Origin of the sequence: Pseudoalteromonas sp. SS15 (assembly GCF_049257195.1) — a bacterium.
In the GTDB taxonomy this organism is placed as follows: Bacteria; Pseudomonadota; Gammaproteobacteria; order Enterobacterales; family Alteromonadaceae; genus Pseudoalteromonas.
This window is the reverse complement of record NZ_JBMMUD010000003.1, coordinates 141,639-162,293: the sequence shown is the minus strand read 5'-3', so window position 1 is coordinate 162,293 and position 20,655 is coordinate 141,639. Positions and strand designations below refer to the sequence as shown.

General features: G+C 42.3%; 18 protein-coding genes. 10 read left to right on the top strand and 8 right to left on the bottom strand.

What is annotated here, in order from left to right; translation table 11 throughout:
• Positions 1-21: 21 nt before the first annotated feature.
• Positions 22-1,746 carry a sodium:solute symporter family protein gene (locus tag AAEU28_RS07730; protein WP_421963601.1) on the bottom strand — a complete coding sequence of 575 codons (1,725 nt, stop codon included), beginning with the start codon at positions 1,744-1,746 and terminating at the stop codon, positions 22-24.
• Positions 1,747-1,757: 11 nt separating this feature from the next.
• A complete protein-coding gene (locus AAEU28_RS07725) occupies positions 1,758-2,021 on the bottom strand; it encodes a DUF4212 domain-containing protein (RefSeq protein WP_138479797.1) in 264 nt (87 codons plus the stop codon).
• Positions 2,022-2,400: 379 nt separating this feature from the next.
• Here AAEU28_RS07725 and AAEU28_RS07720 point away from each other — a divergent pair, with 379 nt between their 5' ends.
• Entirely contained in the window at positions 2,401-5,835 is a 3,435-nt protein-coding gene (locus AAEU28_RS07720; protein WP_421963600.1) for a PAS domain-containing hybrid sensor histidine kinase/response regulator, read from the top strand.
• 76 nt (positions 5,836-5,911) lie between these two features.
• The gene (purU, locus tag AAEU28_RS07715) at positions 5,912-6,742 is read left to right on the top strand and encodes a formyltetrahydrofolate deformylase (protein ID WP_421963599.1); all 831 of its coding nucleotides are present in this window, start codon (positions 5,912-5,914) and stop codon (positions 6,740-6,742) included.
• A 140-nt stretch (positions 6,743-6,882) separates the two neighbouring features.
• Here purU and AAEU28_RS07710 read toward each other — a convergent pair whose 3' ends face one another.
• Together AAEU28_RS07710 and acs are read right to left on the bottom strand one after the other, a co-directional pair.
• Positions 6,883-7,536, bottom strand: coding sequence for a response regulator transcription factor (locus tag AAEU28_RS07710; protein ID WP_138479791.1), 654 nt, complete (start codon positions 7,534-7,536; stop codon positions 6,883-6,885).
• 92 nt (positions 7,537-7,628) lie between these two features.
• Positions 7,629-9,569, bottom strand: a complete 1,941-nt coding sequence (gene acs / locus AAEU28_RS07705; RefSeq protein ID WP_421963598.1) for an acetate--CoA ligase — start codon at positions 9,567-9,569, stop codon at positions 7,629-7,631.
• Positions 9,570-9,960: 391 nt separating this feature from the next.
• On the opposite strand from acs, the gene AAEU28_RS07700 reads away from it, so the two are divergent.
• A complete protein-coding gene (locus AAEU28_RS07700) occupies positions 9,961-11,124 on the top strand; it encodes a DcaP family trimeric outer membrane transporter (protein ID WP_421963597.1) in 1,164 nt (387 codons plus the stop codon).
• A gap of 127 nt (positions 11,125-11,251) precedes the next feature.
• Here the strand turns inward: AAEU28_RS07700 and AAEU28_RS07695 are convergent, their stop codons facing one another.
• On the bottom strand, positions 11,252-12,088 hold the full coding sequence (locus AAEU28_RS07695; protein ID WP_421963596.1) for a 23S rRNA (adenine(2030)-N(6))-methyltransferase RlmJ: 837 nt from the start codon (positions 12,086-12,088) through the stop codon (positions 11,252-11,254).
• Positions 12,089-12,371: 283 nt separating this feature from the next.
• Between AAEU28_RS07695 and zapB the strand changes: the two genes are divergently transcribed.
• The 7 genes from zapB to AAEU28_RS07660 all read left to right on the top strand — a co-directional run bounded on the left by zapB (position 12,372) and on the right by AAEU28_RS07660 (position 17,546).
• Positions 12,372-12,602: a cell division protein ZapB gene (gene zapB / locus AAEU28_RS07690; protein ID WP_058028813.1), complete on the top strand. Its 231-nt coding sequence runs from the start codon at positions 12,372-12,374 to the stop codon at positions 12,600-12,602.
• Positions 12,602-12,874 (top strand): cell division protein ZapA, encoded by a 273-nt coding sequence (locus AAEU28_RS07685; protein ID WP_421963595.1) that lies wholly within the window; start codon positions 12,602-12,604, stop codon positions 12,872-12,874. The genes zapB and AAEU28_RS07685 overlap by 1 nt, the downstream gene beginning before the upstream one ends.
• A gap of 74 nt (positions 12,875-12,948) precedes the next feature.
• Positions 12,949-13,911: a hypothetical protein gene (locus AAEU28_RS07680; protein WP_421963594.1), complete on the top strand. Its 963-nt coding sequence runs from the start codon at positions 12,949-12,951 to the stop codon at positions 13,909-13,911.
• Between the two features lie 19 nt (positions 13,912-13,930).
• On the top strand, positions 13,931-15,412 hold the full coding sequence (locus tag AAEU28_RS07675) for a LysM peptidoglycan-binding domain-containing protein (RefSeq protein WP_421963593.1): 1,482 nt from the start codon (positions 13,931-13,933) through the stop codon (positions 15,410-15,412).
• Positions 15,413-15,474: 62 nt separating this feature from the next.
• Positions 15,475-15,963, top strand: coding sequence for an FKBP-type peptidyl-prolyl cis-trans isomerase (locus AAEU28_RS07670; protein WP_421963592.1), 489 nt, complete (start codon positions 15,475-15,477; stop codon positions 15,961-15,963).
• Positions 15,964-15,984: 21 nt separating this feature from the next.
• A complete protein-coding gene (locus AAEU28_RS07665) occupies positions 15,985-16,713 on the top strand; it encodes an SDR family NAD(P)-dependent oxidoreductase (RefSeq protein ID WP_421963591.1) in 729 nt (242 codons plus the stop codon).
• Positions 16,710-17,546, top strand: coding sequence for an amidohydrolase family protein (locus AAEU28_RS07660; protein WP_421963590.1), 837 nt, complete (start codon positions 16,710-16,712; stop codon positions 17,544-17,546). Before AAEU28_RS07665 ends, AAEU28_RS07660 begins: the two co-directional genes overlap by 4 nt.
• Before the next feature lie 29 nt (positions 17,547-17,575).
• Here the strand turns inward: AAEU28_RS07660 and AAEU28_RS07655 are convergent, their stop codons facing one another.
• Genes AAEU28_RS07655 through AAEU28_RS07645 form a run of 3 tightly spaced genes read right to left on the bottom strand, consistent with a single transcriptional unit; the run spans position 17,576 to position 20,652 of the window.
• On the bottom strand, positions 17,576-18,352 hold the full coding sequence (locus tag AAEU28_RS07655; RefSeq protein ID WP_421963861.1) for a YggN family protein: 777 nt from the start codon (positions 18,350-18,352) through the stop codon (positions 17,576-17,578).
• A gap of 55 nt (positions 18,353-18,407) precedes the next feature.
• Positions 18,408-18,965 (bottom strand): DUF1566 domain-containing protein, encoded by a 558-nt coding sequence (locus AAEU28_RS07650; protein ID WP_421963589.1) that lies wholly within the window; start codon positions 18,963-18,965, stop codon positions 18,408-18,410.
• Positions 18,955-20,652: a PKD domain-containing protein gene (locus AAEU28_RS07645; RefSeq protein WP_421963588.1), complete on the bottom strand. Its 1,698-nt coding sequence runs from the start codon at positions 20,650-20,652 to the stop codon at positions 18,955-18,957. The genes AAEU28_RS07650 and AAEU28_RS07645 overlap by 11 nt, the downstream gene beginning before the upstream one ends.
• Positions 20,653-20,655: the final 3 nt, after the last annotated feature.

Sequence of the window (20,655 nt, the reverse complement as noted above, 5' to 3'; positions counted from 1 at the left end):
TTGTGCTTATTCGCTCAAATATTAGTGGGCGTGTGCCTCACCTGAGCCTTTAGGGTTACGAATACTGTCAACCATGTCTTGAACTTCTTTTGGTGTTTCAGCAGTTAGTTTAAGAACAACCGCAGCAACGATGAAGTTCACTAGCATACCGATGATACCAATACCTTCTGGAGAGATACCAAATAACCAGTTTGCTGGTGCATTAAGCTCAGGGCTGATGAACTTGAAGTAAATGATATAAGCCGCAGTGAAGCCAATACCTGTTACCATACCTGCAATCGCACCTTCTTTATTCATCTTCTTAGAGAAGATACCCATGATGATTGCTGGGAAGAAGCTCGCTGCTGCTAGGCCGAATGCAAATGCCACAACTGAAGCCACAAATCCTGGCGGGTTAATACCGAAGTAAGCTGAAATTGCAATCGCTATCATCGCCGCTAAACGCGCAGCTAGTAGCTCTTGTTTATCACTGATATCTGGTTTCAGCGTACGCTTAAGTAAATCGTGCGATACCGAAGTTGAAATTACCAGCAGTAGACCCGCTGTGGTTGATAGTGCTGCTGCAATACCACCCGCTGCGACTAATGCGATAACCCAAGCTGGCAGATTCGCAATCTCAGGGTTCGCCAGTACCATGATGTCACGGTCAATGTTTACTTCGTTAGCACTGTTTGGATCTGAGATCTTACCTGCAGAGTACTGCATCTTGCCATCGCCATTCTTATCTTCGAATGTGATAAGGCCTGTTCTTTCCCAGTTTTTAACCCAAGCTGGTGCTTCTTCATACAACGTACCGCTACCGTCTTTACCATTGATTGTGTCAATCATGTTTACACGCGCAAATGATGCAACCGCAGGTGCTGTGGTATAAACAATCGCGATGAATACAAGCGTCCATGCTGCTGAGATGCGCGTATCTTTTACTTTTGGTACTGTGAAGAAACGAACGATTACGTGAGGCAGACCCGCTGTACCAACCATAAGAGCGGCAGTGATAGCGAATACATCGATCATGCTCTTAGAGCCTTCGGTATATTGCGAGAAACCCAATTCGGTACTCAGTCCATCGAGTTTATCGAGCATATACACACCCGAGCCATCGGCTAAAGTTGCACCAAAACCAGTTTGCGGTAATAAATGGCCTGTCATCATCAGTGAGATGAAGATAGCAGGTACTAGATAAGCAAATACTAATACACAATACTGAGCAACCTGTGTATACGTGATACCTTTCATACCACCTAATACAGCATAGAAGAATACGATAACCATACCGATGTAAACACCAGTCTCAATATCTACTTCTAAGAAGCGAGAGAATACAACACCTACACCACGCATCTGACCGGCAATGTAAGTGAAACAGATAAAGATTGCACACAAGATAGCTACTACACGGGCAACTTGAGAGTAATAACGATCTCCTATGAAATCTGGTACCGTAAATTTACCAAACTTACGAAGATAAGGTGCTAAACAAAGCGCCAGTAGTACATAACCACCAGTCCAACCCATTAGGTAAACACCACCGTCGTAACCGGCGAAAGAAATAATACCCGCCATTGAAATGAATGATGCTGCACTCATCCAGTCTGCGGCTGTTGCCATGCCGTTTGCTACAGGTGGTACGCCACCGCCAGCAACATAGAATTCTTTTGTTGAACCCGCACGAGCCCAAATTGCGATGCCGACATAGAGCGCAAAGCTCAAGCCAACAATAATAAAGGTAAGAATCTTAACATCCATCTTCGTGCTCCTTATTCATCTACGCCGTATTTTTTATCAAGCGTATCCATTTTGAACACGTAGACAAAAATCAAAGCCACAAAGGTGTAAATTGCGCCTTGCTGTGAAAACCAAAACCCTAATTTGAACCCAAAGAAGCGGATCTCATTAAGTACATCTACCAGTAAAATGCCAAAACCAAATGACACTACAAACCATATTGTTAATAGCTTAAACATGAGGCTCAGATTTTCTGACCAATATGCTTTTGCTTGTTCTTCGTCTTTAAAAGCCATTTTTGTTGTCCCCTATCACTTGCCAATGAATTGGCTGTGTTGGTGTTAATCGTCACTATCTACATTAGCAACGCCCTTACAAGTTGGAATTGCTACCTTAGTCGTAACACAAAGTTAACGTTTACGTAAACCGCAGATTGACACACTAAAAACATCAGGTTTAATTATATTTAACAAACACTTAGCAAATTAAACGTTCGCATTTTGAGCAAAAAGGGCATTTTTGGGGTGGTATAAGACATTAGTCTAATTTGGTCAGAGCAATAAAGACAAAATCTATAATAAACAGTTAGTTAAACATTGAATTACAATACAAAAAGGATTACAAAAAGAGCAAATGTGGTAAGGTTATTTGGTCGACAATAAAAAAGATAAGACTATGAGCGCTGCACTGATATTTGTTTCTCTTTGTTATATAGGGGTTTTATTTTGGCTGGCAAACTGGGGAGATAAAACCACCCCCCGTGCGCTAAAGTTTAGCCATCACCCTTTTGTGTACGCATTAGCACTCGGCATTTACTGTACCTCATGGACTTACTATGGTGCCGTGGGCACTGCTGCAGCGAGTAGTTGGCATTATTTGCCTATCTTATTAGGCCCCGCTTTATTATTTTTATTCGGACAAGGTTTTTTAAGAAAACTGGTATTGGTCAGTAAAAAACAAAATATCACCACCATTGCCGACTTTATTTCTGCCCGCTACGGCAAACGACAAACTACAGCCGTTATGGTCACTATGATCGCTTTATTAGCGACCATTCCTTATATTGCGCTACAGCTTAAAGCGCTGAGTTCTAGTTTTTTATTATTGCAACAAGATGAGCAACTCTCAGGTACTGTCTTAGCGCTTACGGGTACCTTGATCATCGCCCTGTTTGCTATCTTTTTTGGTACTCGTAAAGTCGACGTCACCGAATACCGTTCAGGCTTAATGTTAGCCATTGCGTTTGAGTCTATTATTAAGTTGTTAGCACTGGTTGCTGTGGCGGCTTTAGCATTAATCGCACTCTATAATCAGCCAAAACATAGCTTAAATTTACTCACCCACTGGCAAGACTTTAACTTTAGTAGCTTCAATTTTATTGGTCAGAGCCTGATCGCGGCTGCGGCTATTATCTGCCTGCCCAGACAGTTTCATGTGACTGTTGTAGACAACCAAGATAGAAAGCACTTACTTACAGCAAGATGGGCTTTTCCTCTATACCTTATGTTAACTGCAGCGATGATCATCCCGATTGCGACTGCTGCTATTCATCCTAATATTGGCTCTCATTTGGCGGCAGACAGCTTTGTACTGGCATTGCCGATTTCAACCGGACACCCCATTCTCACGACCTTTGTTTTTATCGGTGGGCTATCTTCGGCAACCGCTATGATTGTTGTAGCAACACTCACACTCAGTACGATGTTGTCGAATGATGTAGTATTGCCGCTGGTATTAAAACGCCGTTTTCACCGCGCCCCTGCTCTGGGTAACTATAAGTCTTCTATTCTCTTGATCCGCCGCTTTATCATCGCCGCCATTTTATTATTGGCTTATTTATACCAACAACATTTTGGCCATGGTGAGTCGTTGGCAAGTATGGGTCTTGTGGCATTTTCATTAGTAACCCAATTATTACCTGCCATTGTTGGCGGCTTGTACTGGCGTAAAGGTCATGCCTATGGTGTCTATGCGGGTTTATTAGCTGGGTTTATTTGTTGGACGCTGTTTTTAATGATGCCCATGGTCGATATGGGATTCTCTCTCAACTTCGAAGCAAGACAGCAGCTTATCACTCAGGGCACCTTAATCGCCCTATTTGCGAATATTAGTTGTTACATCAGTTTTTCATTAGGTGCCCATGAGCGCTTAATCGATAAAATCCAAGCCGCAGCTTTTGTCAATCCGCGTGAAGAAGCGGCTTTGATTAAACGCATGAACAAAAACGTCAAAGCAACCGTGTATGATTTTAAAGTGCTATTACAGACTTTCTTAGGTGTTCAACGCTCACAACAACTGCTGGGCCATTATACGTTATTGCATGATATTGATGACAATAACGCCTATCCAGACCCTGAGTTTATCGCCTATTGTGAACGCGCTCTCACCGGGGTTTTGGGTGCCTCGTCTGCTCAAGCGCTTATTCATACCGTTGCCTCGGGCAAACAAATGGCATTTGAAGAAGTCGTTAATTTCTTTGATGAAACTACACAAGCGCTTCAGTTTAACCAAAACTTACTCTATACCTCGCTCGAGAACCTCTCTCATGGTATTTCTGTTGTAGATAAAGACCTTAACCTCGTTGCTTGGAACAAACGCTATGCCGAGATGTTTAACTACCCAGAGGGCTTTTTAGAAGTCGGCCAGCCGATTGAAGAAGTCATTCGTTTTAACGCTCAGCGTGGCGAATGTGGCCCGGGTGAAATTGACCGCCTTGTGGAAAAACGTGTTCAACACTTGAGAAATGGTACACCGCATCACTTTATTCGCCACCGTCGTGATGGCCAGGTGTTTGAAATGACAGGTAACCCATTACCTGAAGGCGGATTCGTGACCAGTTTTAGCGACGTCACCATGCACATCGCCACACAGAATGCCCTTGAAGAAATTAACATGGATCTTGAAAACCGCATCGAAGCGCGTACACAAGAGATCCGAAATATTAATAAAGATTTAGAGGCACAAATAGACTCGCGAATTGAAACCGAGCACGCCTTAATCGCAGCAAAAAAAGAAGCAGAAAAAGCCAATGACAGTAAAACCCGCTTCTTAGCACTCGCCAGCCATGATATTTTGCAGCCACTCAATGCCGCCAGACTATACTCAGCAGCGATTGACCCTAATCACTTATCCTCTCAAGACAGAGGCAGCTTCGATAAGCTCAACGACTCGCTTGACTCTACCGTTCACCTGATGTCATCTTTACTTGATATTGCCAAACTAGAACAAGGGGCAATGCAGCCAACTCCAAGACATTTTAGTATCGATGATATCCTCTGCCCACTTGCCAATGAGTACGCGATTTTATCGAGTGAAAAAGGTCTTAAATTAAAAGTCAGAAGCAATCAAAATATTGTACATAGCGATACCACTTACCTACGCCGAGTGATCCAAAATTTAGTGTCGAATGCCGTAAAATACACAGACTCAGGCAAAGTATTGATTGCAACCCGAAAGCGAAAGCATGGTTTATTGGTCGAAGTGTACGATACCGGCCCTGGGATCAGCGAATACGAACAAGCAAAAATATTTAACGACTTCTACCGCATACACTCAAATGACAACAAAGGCGTAGGTTTAGGCTTAGGGGTGGTGAAACGTCTATGTGACCTGCTTTCAATTGTCTTAGATGTGAAATCTATCCCCGGCAAAGGGAGCCGTTTTAGCGTGTTAATCCCTTATGGTGATGCTAATTTGGTGGCAAAGAAAACCCCCACAACCTCCAGCATGCCACTTGGAGATAATAACGCTAAGCTCAATATTATCGCCGTTGACGACGACCCTAAAAACCTAGAGGCCATGTCGAGTTTATTGGCCAAATGGCAAACTAACTACGACCTATTTAATGATGTTGATTCGGTACTGGCGCATGCTAAATCAAATAAGGCCCCTGATTTAATCCTCATGGATTATCAATTAGGCACTGAATGTGATGGCATCACCTTAATCAAAACTTTGAGAGAGATATGGCAATCACAAGTGCCTGCAGTGCTCATTACTGCTGTACGCGACCAAGAAGTGAAAGCAGAAGTGAAAGCTTTGGACATTCATTATCTATCAAAACCGGTAAAACCGGCAAAATTGAAAGCATTAATGAATTTTGGCCGTTAATAAGCATGAGTTAGCTATTTTCATTCCTCTGTAATAAAGCTAGAGTGACTATTCGACTTTGCAGAGGAATGAGGAAATGCAAACAATACTAACCACGCAATGTGATGACGATGTAGGTCTGATCGCAAAAATTACTGGGCTCTGTTATGAGCACAATCTTAATATCACCCGCAACAACGAATTTGTTGATAAAGAAGCAAAACGCTTTTTTATGCGCACCGAATTAACCGGTGAACCCAGTAAGGCTTTTCTTGAGCAATTAAAAAGTCAGTTGCCATCAGGCGCCAAAGTTGAGCTTTTTGACGAGTCAAAAAGAAAGGTGGTATTACTGGCAACAAAAGAGGCTCATTGCCTAGGTGGTGTGCTACTTAAACAATACGAGCAAGCGCTAAACATCGAAGTACTGGCTGTCATTGCCAATTATCCAGATTTAGAAAAGCTGGTGTCTGGTTTTGATATTCCTTTTCATTGTATTTCAAATGAAGGGTTAAGCCGTGCTGAGCACGATAAACTCGTTGGGGATGCTATTGCACAGTATCAACCTGATATTATTGGTCTTGCAAAATATATGCGTATTTTGTCACCTGAGTTTGTTGCACGCTTTGAGAACAAAGTGATTAATATCCACCACTCTTTCTTGCCTGCGTTTATTGGCGCCAAGCCGTATCATCAAGCATTTGAGCGCGGCGTAAAGATTGTCGGTGCGACCGCACACTTTGTGAATAATGAACTCGATGAAGGGCCTATCATTGCACAGAATGTGACGCCAGTGACCCACATACACAATGCTGAAGCCATGGCAAAGATTGGTCGAGATATCGAGAAGACTGTGTTCTGTAATGCCTTACAGCTCGCTTCTGAGCACAAGTTGTTTATCAACGGCAATCGGACTGTGGTATTTAGCTAACCAAAACTCAGATTAGCTAGAATATTGAAGAGCTTGTTACGGCTGAGTATTGTCCACTGTGACAAGCTTTTTTGGGGACGCAGCACCAAGACATTCCTTGCCTGGTGCACTAAAAATATTCTATCGCATAACCGCTATATTTAACTCACTGCTTCTACGGGTTCTAGTTGTAGTTTTGAAGCAATCAGTACAGCTTGAGTACGGTTATAAACGCCTAACTTTCTAAAGATAGCAGTAATGTGTGCCTTTACTGTCGCTTCAGAAATATGTAATTCATAGGCAATTTGCTTATTCAGTAAACCTTCATGAAGGTACTGTAAAACTTTGTATTGTTGTGGCGTGAGTGAAGCAACTTGTTGCGCGAGCTCTCTGTCTTCATTTTCAACATTGGCTACTTTGTCTTTTATATTTTCTGGTAACCAAGTTTCTCCTTCGAGCACGGTTTCGATGCCTTGCGCGATATCTTGCGTTGAGGAAGCCTTCGGAATGAAGCCCATGGCACCGTAAGCCATTACCTTAGAAATGATACTCAGGTCTTCACTGCCTGACACAACCACAATAGGCAGGCTTGGGTAATCTTCACGAATACGGATAAGGCCGTATAAATCACCGCTGCCGGGCATATGTAGATCAAGTAAAAGTAAATCTAACTCGTCTTGCTCTGATAACACAGCAAGGGTACTGTCAAAACTTTCAGATTCGAAAACGGTTAAATCTTCAAACTGACTTTGCAATGCGCCTTTTAAAGCTTCCCTAAATAAAGGGTGATCATCCGCAATTAAAAACTGATTCATGCTTTTCTCCTAAAAATTCGGCTGTCATCTGAAAGAGGACAGCCGATATAGTACGATTAGAATTTAATGAAATTCAAGTTTTTAGCGTTCTATTAACGATTTAAACGATTTTCTATTAACTCATCTACTACAGTAGGATCGGCCAGTGTTGACGTATCACCCAGCTGTTGGTGCTCATTTGCGGCGATCTTACGTAAAATACGGCGCATAATCTTACCAGAGCGTGTCTTAGGTAGACCCGGAGACCATTGGATCATATCTGGAGAAGCAATTGGGCTTAGCTCTTTACGAACCCAGTTACGCACTTCTTTCGTTAGCTCATCACTTACCTGAACACCTTCATTCGGTGTCACATATACATAAATACCTTGGCCTTTGATGTCATGTGGGTAACCAACTACCGCAGCTTCTGCAACTGCTTCGTGCGCAACTAGGGCACTTTCAATTTCAGCAGTACCTAGGCGGTGGCCAGATACATTTAGTACGTCATCTACACGACCTGTGATCCAGTAATAACCATCTTCATCACGACGACAACCATCACCTGTGAAGTAAACGCCTGGGTAAGCAGAGAAGTAAGTTTGCTCAAAACGCTCATGGTCACCATACACTGTACGCGCTTGTGACGGCCAGCTATCAAGAATAACTAGGTTACCTTCTGTTGCGCCTTGTAATGTTTCACCTGCAGCATCAAATAGAGCTGGGGCAATACCAAAGAATGGACGTGTTGCCGAGCCTGGCTTCATATCTGTCGCACCAGGCAGTGGTGTGATCATGATGCCACCCGTTTCAGTTTGCCACCAAGTATCTACGATTGGGCATTTGCTGTTACCAATGCGCTCGTGGTACCAAGTCCACGCTTCAGGGTTGATTGGCTCACCGACTGAACCCATGATACGCAGTGAATCACGCTTTGAACTCGCTGTTGGCTCATCACCTTTCGCCATTAGTGCGCGAATAGCCGTTGGCGCAGTATAAAGAATGGTTACATTGTGCTTATCAACCACCTCACCAATACGACCTGCGCTTGGGTAAGTTGGTACACCTTCGAATACAACCTGCGTACAACCATTAGCTAGTGGGCCGTATGCCATATAGCTGTGACCTGTGATCCAACCTACATCGGCTGTACACCAGTAAACATCGTCTTCTTTAATATCGAACACATATTCATGGGTCATTGATGAATAAACAAGGTAACCTCCGGTTGTATGTACAACACCTTTTGGCGTGCCAGTCGAACCAGAAGTATAAAGAATGAATAATGGGTCTTCGGCATTCATTGGTGTTGGTTCACATTCAGCTGGTACATCAGCTGTTAACTCATGCCACCATACGTCATGACCTTGCCAATCAACTTCACCACCGGTTAGTTGATGCACAACAACATGCTCAACCGTAGTCACGCCATCTTGAGAAACCGCTTCGTCAACATTAGCTTTAAGCGGAACTGTGTTACCACCGCGGCGGCCTTCATCAGAAGTAATCACTACTTTTGCGCCAGAATCTTTAATACGGTCTGCAATAGCTGATGGTGAGAAACCACCGAATACCACTGAATGAATAGCACCAATACGCGCACAAGCTTGCATTGCATAAATTGCAAATGGCGTCATCGGCATATAAATCGCAACGCGATCGCCCTTTTCAACACCTAGCTTTTTAAGGCCGTTGGCAAGTTTAGCCACTTCGTCATGAAGCTGTTGGAACGTAATATTTTCGCTATGCTCTGGGCTGTCGCCTTCCCAAATTAGCGCAACTTTATCGGCTTTGTCTTTAAGGTGGCGGTCGATACAGTTATAAGAAGCGTTTAGCTCACCATCTTCATACCAATTGATGCTGATGTGACCTTTATCGAAAGAAGTGTTTTTAACTTTAGTATAAGGGGTTGACCAATCAAGGCGTTTACCGTGTTCAGCCCAAAATGCTTCAGGGTTATCGATAGACTGTTGATATAAAGTTTCATACTGGTCGTTATTAACTAATGCATTGTTCTTGATAGCTTCAGGAACCGGATAAATGCTTTGTGACATAGTCATCTCCATATTAATTTACTTGCCCTTGGGCTTTCATCAAGGATCACTCAGGCGTTGCAGTTTAAGAATTAGACCTTAGTTGTATAAAGGTTAAAAAACAAACACAGATCAATTTTTGCAATAAAGTGCCCAAAATAGAACCAAACAGTACAACCCTATATTAAATAAATGAAAAATACAGCGTAAAATACGATTAACCACTATTTTTATAGACGAAATACTGCCACGAATTATTAATGGTCTGTGAACTGTTTGTTTATTATTCCACCTTAGTCGTATAGACCAAAGGCTAATTGAGCAAAAAGCGACCATCAACAACAGTGGGTATGAACTCTTATTCATGACAGCGTCGTTGCAATGAACAACGTAGCTTTAAGGAACATCAACTATGACAACTAAAAGTGTAGCAATTAAAACCCTTACAGCACTAGCAGTATCAAGCGCTCTAAGCCTACCCGCTCTAGCAGGTACCATCGAAGACACCAAAGTGAGCTATGGCGGTTACGTTAAGCTCGACGCTATCTGGAGTGACTTTTCTGACGGCACCTTAGGCGCACAACACATTGGCCGTGACTTCTATGTACCGGGTACAACACCTGTATCTGCTTCTAGCAGTGAAGATGCGGTATTCGACATGCACGCTCGCCAATCACGTTTTAACTTTGGCACCGCCACTAAACTTGAAGATGGTAGCACCATTAAAACGAAAATCGAGCTAGACTTTATTGCCTCAACGGGTGGTAATGAGCGAGTGAGTAACTCTTACTCTCCGCGTATTCGTCAAGCATTTGTTACCTACAAAGGCTGGTTATTTGGTCAAGCTTGGTCAAACTTCCAAAACGTCGGTGCACTACCTGAAACACTTGACTTCGTAGGCCCTGCGGAAGGTACAGTGTTCGTTCGTCAAGCTATGGCGAAATATACGAGCGGTAACTTCTCATTCTCAGTAGAAAATCCAGAAAGCACAGTAACCACAGCTGACAAAAACCGTGAGGTAACAGATGATGCATCTATGCCTGATTTCACAGCGCGTTATACGCACAAAGCGGATTGGGGTAACTTTGTACTTACAGCGCTTGCACGTCAAATCACATACAAAATTGGCGCGGCTGATGAGAGTGAAACATCATTCGGTGTAAGTGCATCTGGTCGTGTAAACTTTGGTAAAAATAACCTGAAGTTTATGCTAACTCAAGGTGCTGGCCTTGGCCGTTATGTTGGTTTGAACGTTGCAAATGGCGCGGTATATGACGGCTCTAACCTACATACCATCGACTCTACATCAGGTTTTGTTGCTTATCAGCATCACTGGAATGACAAATTCCGCTCAACTTTCTTATATTCATTCTTCGAAGCGGATAATGTAACTGATGTACTTGGTGCGGGCTATAACCCAACTAAATCAAGCATGAGCTACAGCGCTAACTTACTTTACTCTCCAGTGAAAAAGCTGACTTTTGGTGCTGAATATAAAGTAGGTACTCGTGAAACTGAAAGTGGTGTAGATGGTGATTTAAACCGTATTCAAATGTCTGTGAAATACGTGTTCTAAACTCCCGACTTGTCCATAGCTAGCTTTCTAAATAGGAAAGCTAGCAAACTATGGGCTAAGTTTTTTAGCGGCATTATGCCGCTTTATTTTTTCTTTTTACTTTGTCTTTTTACATCGAAGACACAAATTATTCTTCGACTAGCTGCTCACTTCTGAAAAAGCCATCTTCATCAGACAATAAATCAACCAGTTCCGGCAACACTTCATCCATGGTCTTTTTTAATGTCCAAGGCGGGTTGATAACCATCATACCTGAAGCCGTCATTCCATGAACATCAGTATCGGCGCTGGTTGCCAGCTCAAATAATTGAATGTTTCTAACGCCTGATTCTTTTAAAGTTTGCTCCATTAAATCAATACGCTCTCTATCTACAACCGGATACCAAATCATATAGGTGCCAGAGCTAAACTTTTTATGCGCTTTAATTATCATCTTAACGGCATGCTGATAATCAGTTTTAATTTCATAAGGCGGATCCATTAACACACAAGCTCTTCTTGAAGCTGGCGGCACTAAACCTTGTAAACCTTTAAAACCATCTTCGCCTTTTACACGCAAAGATTTTTTATGCTGAGTATTTTTCTCAAGTAAAGCTAGATCTTGTGGGTGCAATTCAAAGAACCAGCCCTTGTCTTGGCGACGTAAAAATTGCTCTGCCACTTTTGGAGAACCAGGATAAAACGCCAATGACGCTTCGTTCATACCCTTAACCAGTTCGACAAAATCTAGAATTGCTTGATTTTGGCCTTGGTAGTGCCAAAGCTTACCGATGCCATCTTGATACTCTTGTGTCTTTTGCGAATCAGCGCCTGCTAATTCAAAAAAACCAGCACCAGAATGCGTATCAATGTAATCAAACGGTTTGTCTTTTTTAGTCATGTATTCCAGCACTTGTGCCAGAACAAGATGTTTGATGATGTCAGCAGGATTACCCGCATGAAATGAATGTCGATAACTCAGCATAATTGCGCCCAAAAGTGTTTGCCTGAGCACTTACTCAGGTTTTAAGATAACAGTTTGCATTATCGCCTAATTACCCTCAGATATAAACGACACAGCTTAGAGAAATATAAAATTAAGAAGGGCCCAACTTTTTAAAATAGTATTTATTACATGTATTCGAGCTGAATTTTCCTAAATATGACTAAATAATGACAAAATGCACAGCAAAGCTAGGTATTTGCTAGCATCCTTAGTCAGTTTGTTTTACATTTGTACCATAAATAACAGTCAATAGAGCGCCTTTATGAACAACGAAACTCTCCCAAAACTCGAACAATTGATTGATGAACTGATCAACCAAAATAATCGTTTAAATAACGAACTTTCAGAGCTTAAAGCTCAAAATGAAAAACTAGTTGATGAAAACGAAACTCTACAGCTAGAAGTACTTGAAAGCGAAGAAAAGCAAAAAGAGACAAGCCAAACTTTATCAGGCCTGTTGAGCAAGCTACAGAGTGCAACTCAGGCTAGCTAATGTCGCAAAAAACCAATCAAGTTGAAGTGAGCCTGCTTGGCAAAACACATCAATTTGCCTGCACTGAGGGGCAAGAAGCCGCGCTCCTCGATGCTGCAGCCTTGCTTAATAGCACGGTAGAAGAAATGAAGCAGCGCAGTTCTATACGCACTGAGCACAACGCATTACTTATGGCCGCGCTGCATCTGTGTCATGACTTACAAGCACAGAAAACTGCGCAAGAAAGCTTAATCACAAAACTTTCTTCTCATCTAACTAGCAGCGAAGAGTAATTCTCTTTCATCAACTCGCATAATCGGTTAAATTACGAGCAACCTTAAATTGCACAGTAATGTTCTATTTGATTATGCGATTTTTCTTCGCCCTGTTTTTTATTTTTATCTCAAGTTCAACTTCTGCAACACAATGGCTAAAGTTCGATGACAAGACTTTTTTGATAGCCCCTCCGTCTGACGCCCGATACCTCACAAGTAATCAGGCTGTTTTAGTCGGTCAAAAATGTGCAGCCATAATTGATGCCCATGGAGACTTTAGCGCACTAGAAAATTTTGCAAGAGAAGTAAAAAAACGCATTCCCCAACCTATTTGCCATTTGTTCAGCACCAGCAGTGATGAAGAACAAATCTTAGGGATGATGCTACTCGCGAATGAATTCCCTGATGCGACATGGCATGCACCGCGTCATGTTTCACAGTATTTCAATGAATACCAAAGCGCCTTAAAAGATAAACTCTCTCGATTCGAAAAAAGCCTACAGCTCAGTCAATCTCGATTAGAAACACACTCTAACGCTCAGATACAACAACGGCTAAGTAAAGCTAAGTCGCGTATTGAGAAGTGGCAAAGTACAGCATTTTCTTCCCCTACTTTATTAAAGGCTGCTCAAGTGATTCTAGATTTAGGTGAGCATTCTCTTGTCGTAGAAGAAATCGAAGGGGCGACACAAGGCGACCTAAGTATATTAAGCCGTCATAATCTCGGATTGTTTGCAGGCTTAACCACGAACCCTATCCCCTATGTGCAGGAGAGTGATGTAGTGGCTTGGTTAACAACAGTTAAAAAACTATATCATGCTGAAAAAGTGACTTGGTTACTACCTGCACAAGGGAAGCCATATAAGCTCAAAGCATTAGAAAAGCCAATTTCCTTTTTAGAGGCCGCAATCAACAGCGACTCGATGGCGATGCCAGAAGCATTGCAGACAATGTACAAAATGGATGAGCTCACACAAACTCGGCTGAGGTTGATGTATGAGCTGGCTAAAACCAAACAAGCGCAAAAAATGCAAAAGCAAGGGACAGTGCTATAATTTGTCAGGGAGTATGGGTATGAATATACATTTTAGAAGCATTTTATTGTGTATCGGGTTGCTAGTATTAACAGCATGCCAAATTACCTCTTCACCTGATCAAAACGGCCCAGCTGAACCTCATGAAATTTCGGCGCTATTAAATCAGTCCACACCTGAATATAAGCCATATAAAGCAGATAATAAAATACAAGAAGACATACACTCCAGCATTACACCCGAAGTTAGTCCTGTCGTTTACGACGATCTTTGGCAAGAAATAATTGCCAGCTTAGCCTTTGACATAGTGCCGACACCTCACTTACAAAAACGCATTGATTGGTATTTGAAACAACCCGATTACTTGTTGAAAGTAAATAAACGTGCAAAGCCTTACCTGTTTCATATTGCTGAAAAAATAAAGCAAAAAGGCTTACCCATGGATATGGTGTTACTGCCTTTTGTTGAGAGTGACTTTCGTCCTAAGGTGCATTCTAGTCAAAGTGCTGTGGGTATTTGGCAGCTAATGGATAGCACCGCCTATCACTTTGGTGTAACAACCGATGAATGGTACGACGGAAGACAAGACGTGTTAGCCTCAACCGATGCCGCCCTTGATTATTTAGTTTATCTTTACCAACGCTTTAACGGTGATTGGTTACATGCGCTCGCAGCCTATAACACCGGAGAAGGTCGAGTAAAAAAAGCGATTCGAAAAAGTAAAAAACAAGGCAAACAAGGCTACTTTTGGCAACTCAAACTCCCTTCTGAGACCGCCGATTACGTACCTAAACTACTCGCTTTAAGCTATTTGCTTCAGGCCAAGCACCCTAAGTTTAAGGTGCCAAAGCTGCCCAATTATGCCTTAACCAGTGAAGTTGACTTTGCTCAGCGTTTTGATTTTTCGGTTCTGGCCTCACTCACAGGGGTTAGTAAAAAACAACTCCACCAGCTAAACCCAGGCTACCTACAACACCAAAGTGCCCCTGAAGGTCCTCATAAAGTATTGTTACCCCTGACCGAAAAACAACTGTGGCAAAGTGACTTTTTTCAAAACTACTTTAGCCAAACTTATACCGTGGTTAAAAATGACACCTTTTATGGTTTAGCACGCCGCTTCAATACCTCGGTCAATACACTAATGGCGCTCAACAATAAGCAAACGAGTCTTTTAAAAGTGGGTGAAGTACTAAAAATAAAAAAAGCACAGCCACTCGACAACTTAATGCTTGAATATCAAGTAAGCCCTTATCTGGCCCAAGAAGAAAAACAGCCAGTGTTAACCATGGAGCATGAATACATCATTCAAAATGGCGATTCTCTTTGGGAGATCAGCAAAAAATTCAATGTACCCGTCAAAGATTTACTGACATGGAATAACCTAAAAAGCACTAGCTTGCTAAAACCTGGTAAAAAGCTATTACTGCATTTACCCAGACCTGCACAAACACCTAAAAAGCCTGAACCGAAAAAGTTTCTTTCTGAGCTAGAGCAACTCGTAAAGCCGAATACTTCTCCTTAACACTCGCACTTCATGGTTCGCTCACGTAAAATGACCACCAAACTGAGATAAGAGAGAAAAACATGCAAATTACTAAAGATACGGCTGTTGAGTTTCACTACACGTTAAGTGAAGCAGGTGAGCAAATTGAAACAAGCACAAATGCTGAGCCATTAACTTACCTTCACGGTACTGAAGGCATGCTACCAGGTCTAGAAGCAGCGCTTGAAGGCAAAGCCGCAGGCGACAAATTCAGTGTGACACTTGAGCCAAAAGACAGCTACGGTGAATATCAAGAAGGGTTAATTCAGCGCATTCCAATTAAACACTTACAGGGCCTAGGTAACAACAAAGTATGGAAGCCAGGCATGAGTGCCATTGTTGAGTCAAACCAAGGTCGCCACCAGGTAAGTATTGTAAAAGTTGGCCGTTTTAACGCTGACTGCGATTTAAACCACCCTTTTGCAGGTAAAACACTGACATTTGATGTTGAAGTGGTGTCTGTACGTGAAGCGACGGCTGAAGAGTTATCTCACGGCCACGTTCACGGTGCAGGCGGCTGCGGTCACTAATTTTAGATTGAATAACTTATTATGAATAAAGTTGCCATCGTAACAGGTGGCAGCTTTGGCATCGGCCTCGCCGTTGTTGAAAAGCTGCTATCAGAAAACTACCAAGTCTATAATCTCGATATTGCCCCTTCTGAGGTTGGCGTTTTCGTAGAGTGTGATGTCAGTTGTGTCGCTACAGTAAAACAGTGCATTGCTGAAATTATTTCACAAACAGGTCGTGTTGACGCCCTAGTTTCTAATGCAGGCAAGCATTTAAGTGCCACCATTGAAGATACCGATGAAGCCACGTTAGACGCATTATTTAACTTGAATGTAAAAGGCGCTTACGCAGCCATTCAAGCTGTTTTACCCAGCATGAAAGCACAAAATAATGGCGCGATTGTGTTAATGGCATCAGACCAAGCCATCATAGGTAAACCGAGCTCGTTTGCGTATAACCTGACTAAGTCGTCATTGGCTTCAATGGCAAAAACCACGGCGCTTGATTACGCTAAGTTTAACATTCGCGCTAATGCCGTGTGCCCAGGCACCATAGAAACGCCGCTATTCCATCATGCCATTGATAAGTACTGCGCCAAAAGTGGTGCCAATAAAGCAGAAATCGTGGCTGAAGAAGCGCAACTACAGCCATTAGGCCGCTTAGGCCAAGCTCATGAAGTTGCTGCACTCACCGCATTTTTACTGTCTGATGATGCAAGCTTTATCACAGGCAGCCTACAAAGCATCGATGGGGGCTATACGGCACAATGATGCAGATAATTGATCCACACTTACACTTTTTTGACTTAAGTTTGGGTCAATATCATTGGCTCACTCAAGGCTCTGGTCCAAACTGGCCGAATCTAGATAAAATTAAGCAAAACCACCATTATGCCGATTTAGCCAATACTGAATTTGCAGTACATAGCTTTGTGCATATAGAGGCGGGGTTTAATAATGCAAAGCCTGACGCTGAACTTGAGTGGCTTGCAAGTAGTACGCCTGAACACATCCCTTTTAAAGCCATCAGCTACATTCAAATAGACAGTGAATCTGACATCTTTCAACAACAGTTAACTGAGTTACTATCAGCACCTAACTTTATTGGTATTCGTGATATTACCGAAGGCCAAGATTATCTTAGGTTATTGTCTGATAACACCAAAACAAACTTGAACACGCTCGCTGAACACGGCTTAGTTTTTGAAGCGCAATTTGAGCTTTGCCATCTTGATGCAGTAAAAGCATTGCTCAAAAGTGCCACACTGCATCCTAATTTTAAGATTGTTATTAATCACGCTGGCTTTATTGATAACCTGTGTGATTACACAAACGCGCTCTCATTATTAAGAGATACAAATAACATCTTTATTAAGTTTTCTGGTCAGGAACACTGCGCAGATGCTTTAGACTCAAAGGCTAAATTAACGCTCTTATTAGAATACTTTGGCGAAGATAGAGTGATGTTTGCTTCTAATTATCCAGTTTGTTTAATGCGAGAGTGTTATTTAAAAGTGTGGCAAGGTTATAAACTGTTAGTGAACGACTCAACGCTTTGGCGCAAACTCAGCTTTGCGAATGCCGAGCGCTTTTATTTCGGCTAATCAAAATCAAGCTACCCTATGTTGGCAATTTATTTAGACGCTCTGATCCTAACTAAGTCATAGGCCTTTAAACTAGGCACAATGGCCTGTAAGCGTGCTTCCGTTTCATCTAATGAGTTTAAGCACTCACAGTACTCTTCGGCTTTATCTTCAAGCTGTTTCGCTTTCTTTTTTAAAGATTTATCGATTTCTTTGGAGATGATCTCCATACGCTGACCCATGTCTGTAATGCGATCTTCAATATTACCTTCGCGAGATTTAAAAGCATCACCGAGTGACACTAGAATTGAGCCTAGTGAGCCATGAATTGCAGAATGGATCTTTTGACTGATCTCTTGAGTAAAGAAGTCGTCAATTTTAGACAGTGACTGAGGCGCAATAAAAAAGAAGTCATCTCCGCGTTTGAACTTGTCCATTAGCGCACGTTCGACATATTGCAGCTGAGTCTTTAATACTTCCGGCTCTTTTTCTGACATGCCTTCGACAATTTGTTCAATGGCACTTAACCCCAGGTTTACACCATCTGTAGCAAGACTCACAAGCTCTGGCACGGTATCGCGTATACCCAGTGCGTATTCTTTCAAGACCTTGGTTTCTTCATCACTGAGTTGAATATAGTAGCCTTTAATGAGCAACTGTTCGTCGTTATTGATTTGCACACGAGTTTGGCCTTTATCGACGATGCGGATCACTGAGTCAGTGATGATCAAGCCATGATCAAGCTCAACATCACATTTATCACTGGCCCAAACTGAGCCAGTAAACAGCGTTGTTAATAAAAGTGATTTAAACAAGTGTCGCAAAATAAAGCCCCATCAAATTAAGGCGCACAGATTAGCAAATTCTCTTATGAAGCTAAATCTATTTTGCGTAACGCACCAGCCTTAATCGACCAGTCTGCGTTTTTTTGAGATACCTGTTCTTACCGTCAGAAACTTGGAACGTCCAGGCATATTGAGGCTCCAGTGTCACCGTCGTGCTAGACCAGTAATCGCCCTCTTCACCACTGATTAATTCGTTGCTAAAAAGAAATACGCCTAGCTCAAGTTGAGGCAACGCAGGCGATACACAACTGTGATCAATAATACTTGCTAACTCTTTAATGTTAGGCACATGCCAGTCTGTAAAGCCAGCATGGCTATTATCGTTAGCCTCTAGTAGTGCTTGTTGCCAAGTGAGTTTCTGTGTACTGCCAATACAGGTTTTATTATCAGCATTATAATTAAGCCCAACTTCACATTGTTGCCACATGAGGCCTGTGCTTCTGTCTAGTACAATGCCATCCGTTTCATTAATTTCAAAACGTTCACTCGGGTCAACAAAACCAACTGGATTGGCTGCATCACTGAAGCATACTTGGGCCGATACACCTACACTTAAAAGTAAGAACGGCAGAAATAGTGTGTGTTTAGTTACCATTGCTCGACACCTCTCTCACTAATCGAATATAAGCTTTCGTTGTGTGTTCTAACTCTACTGTTTCACCTGTTTGCATATCGAAAGCATACGCTTCGATTAAATTTGAATTGTCAGTCGCCCCTTCAATACTTAATTGTGAAGTCCAGTAAAAGCTGTTGTTATTCCACTGTGGGCTAGCAATGGCAGGGAAATAATTAGGATCTAGTACATAAGAGCTACTAGACACTTCTCCATAATTAAAAATTCCCATAAATTCAGTGAAAGTAGGCAAACGCCAGTTTCGACCACCACAATAGTTGGTCTCATTAACATCATCAATATACTGCTGTGCATCACAATAGCGGTTATTAAGGCAAGTTGATGCATCAGTCCCTCGGAAACCATTCGGGTAATTCGTTAGGAACCAAGTATAAGTATTTCTTGTATCTCGCAGTGGTGCATTTGGTGGTGTAGCAATATTAGGTTGCTTTACTTCCCAAATCAGCCCTGTGTTGTTGTCTTTGACACAGCTAAAATCACTACTTGAACTATCGATAATCGGTCGAGCATTGTCATCTAGCTTAGTAAAATCAAAAGAAGCAAGGCCTGCCCCCGTTTTTCCCTCATTCTGTATAAAACTATCTCGGCCTAGCTCAGCATCTTGCTTAGGAAAAGCATCACTTTCGCAATCTATAACCGTTTCGCTATCAAAACAGCGTTGTTGACCCGTGTCATTTAAATTCTCTCCAACAGCACGTCTTTGTACGCTAACTTCCATAACGTCTTTATCTGTAAAACCACCAGGTTCTGAAACAGTAACTTGAAACTTCAATAATGATGCAGTATCGACATCTGGCGCTGTGAATGTTGTTTTACATAGAGTGGGGTCAGCAATTAAATCTTCTAGCTGAGTTTTTGGTCTTTCAAGCTGCTCCCATAAACAAGAATACTCTCCTGATGACGATAAACTCGCCGTCGCATCTAACTCACCTTTATTAAACTCGATGACTTTTAAATCTTGGCCTGCATCAGCAAATACAACTTGAGCATTTTTATAAAGTGTCAAAGAGAACTCAGTGCTACTTTGCCCGTCTTCATCATCTACTAGAGTTAACTTAAAACGTGCAGTTTCATTACTTGATAACAATGGGTGAATGAATTTTAATGTGACTTGATCATTTCGCTCGAAAGTCAATTGTGGGCCACTGACTTGATCCCATAGATATTCGATGATCTTACCATTCTCATCGGGATCTACTGAGCCTTCAGCACTCAGAATCACTTCGTCTTTGTACTGTAATACATCATTTTCAGGTGCAATTTGCTCGATGAGGGGGACAGGCAACTGGTTTCTAGAACCGATTGCTATTTTAATGCTGTCACTAACCAGAGCACCACTTGGCGCAAGATACTCAACTTTTAAGGTCGCCGAGGTGTCTGTTTTTACATCTGGCGCAGCAAGTTTTAGCTCTTTGCCTTCTTGCGGAAACCCCTCCATAGAAGGGCCTTCGATCACTTGCCAAGTATATGTACCTCCAGCAGGTGATCCTATGGCTGAAAGCGTAAACTCAGCTTTTTCTTCAACACTAAAATCATTGCCAGCGTTAACACTGGCATTTTCAACGGTATCATTGGAGTCGGAGCCTCCACCGCCACATCCTAAAAGTAAAAAACTTGCTACAACACTTAGAGATGCTCGACGCAACATAGA

Bases quoted from the DNA above. Each gene is read 5' to 3' on its own strand.
- AAEU28_RS07680 (WP_421963594.1), top strand. From the start codon at position 12,949: ATGCGATTTTTCTTCGCCCTGTTTTTTATTTTTATCTCAAGTTCAACT.
- AAEU28_RS07670 (WP_421963592.1), top strand. From the start codon at position 15,475: ATGCAAATTACTAAAGATACGGCTGTTGAGTTTCACTACACGTTAAGT.
- AAEU28_RS07720 (WP_421963600.1), top strand. From the start codon at position 2,401: ATGAGCGCTGCACTGATATTTGTTTCTCTTTGTTATATAGGGGTTTTA.
- AAEU28_RS07700 (WP_421963597.1), top strand. From the start codon at position 9,961: ATGACAACTAAAAGTGTAGCAATTAAAACCCTTACAGCACTAGCAGTA.
- AAEU28_RS07695 (WP_421963596.1), bottom strand. From the start codon at position 12,088: ATGCTGAGTTATCGACATTCATTTCATGCGGGTAATCCTGCTGACATC.
- AAEU28_RS07725 (WP_138479797.1), bottom strand. From the start codon at position 2,021: ATGGCTTTTAAAGACGAAGAACAAGCAAAAGCATATTGGTCAGAAAAT.
- purU (WP_421963599.1), top strand. From the start codon at position 5,912: ATGCAAACAATACTAACCACGCAATGTGATGACGATGTAGGTCTGATC.
- zapB (WP_058028813.1), top strand. From the start codon at position 12,372: ATGAACAACGAAACTCTCCCAAAACTCGAACAATTGATTGATGAACTG.
- AAEU28_RS07650 (WP_421963589.1), bottom strand. From the start codon at position 18,965: ATGGTAACTAAACACACACTATTTCTGCCGTTCTTACTTTTAAGTGTA.
- acs (WP_421963598.1), bottom strand. From the start codon at position 9,569: ATGTCACAAAGCATTTATCCGGTTCCTGAAGCTATCAAGAACAATGCA.
- AAEU28_RS07660 (WP_421963590.1), top strand. From the start codon at position 16,710: ATGATGCAGATAATTGATCCACACTTACACTTTTTTGACTTAAGTTTG.
- AAEU28_RS07710 (WP_138479791.1), bottom strand. From the start codon at position 7,536: ATGAATCAGTTTTTAATTGCGGATGATCACCCTTTATTTAGGGAAGCT.
- AAEU28_RS07685 (WP_421963595.1), top strand. From the start codon at position 12,602: ATGTCGCAAAAAACCAATCAAGTTGAAGTGAGCCTGCTTGGCAAAACA.
- AAEU28_RS07665 (WP_421963591.1), top strand. From the start codon at position 15,985: ATGAATAAAGTTGCCATCGTAACAGGTGGCAGCTTTGGCATCGGCCTC.
- AAEU28_RS07675 (WP_421963593.1), top strand. From the start codon at position 13,931: ATGAATATACATTTTAGAAGCATTTTATTGTGTATCGGGTTGCTAGTA.
- AAEU28_RS07730 (WP_421963601.1), bottom strand. From the start codon at position 1,746: ATGGATGTTAAGATTCTTACCTTTATTATTGTTGGCTTGAGCTTTGCG.
- AAEU28_RS07645 (WP_421963588.1), bottom strand. From the start codon at position 20,652: ATGTTGCGTCGAGCATCTCTAAGTGTTGTAGCAAGTTTTTTACTTTTA.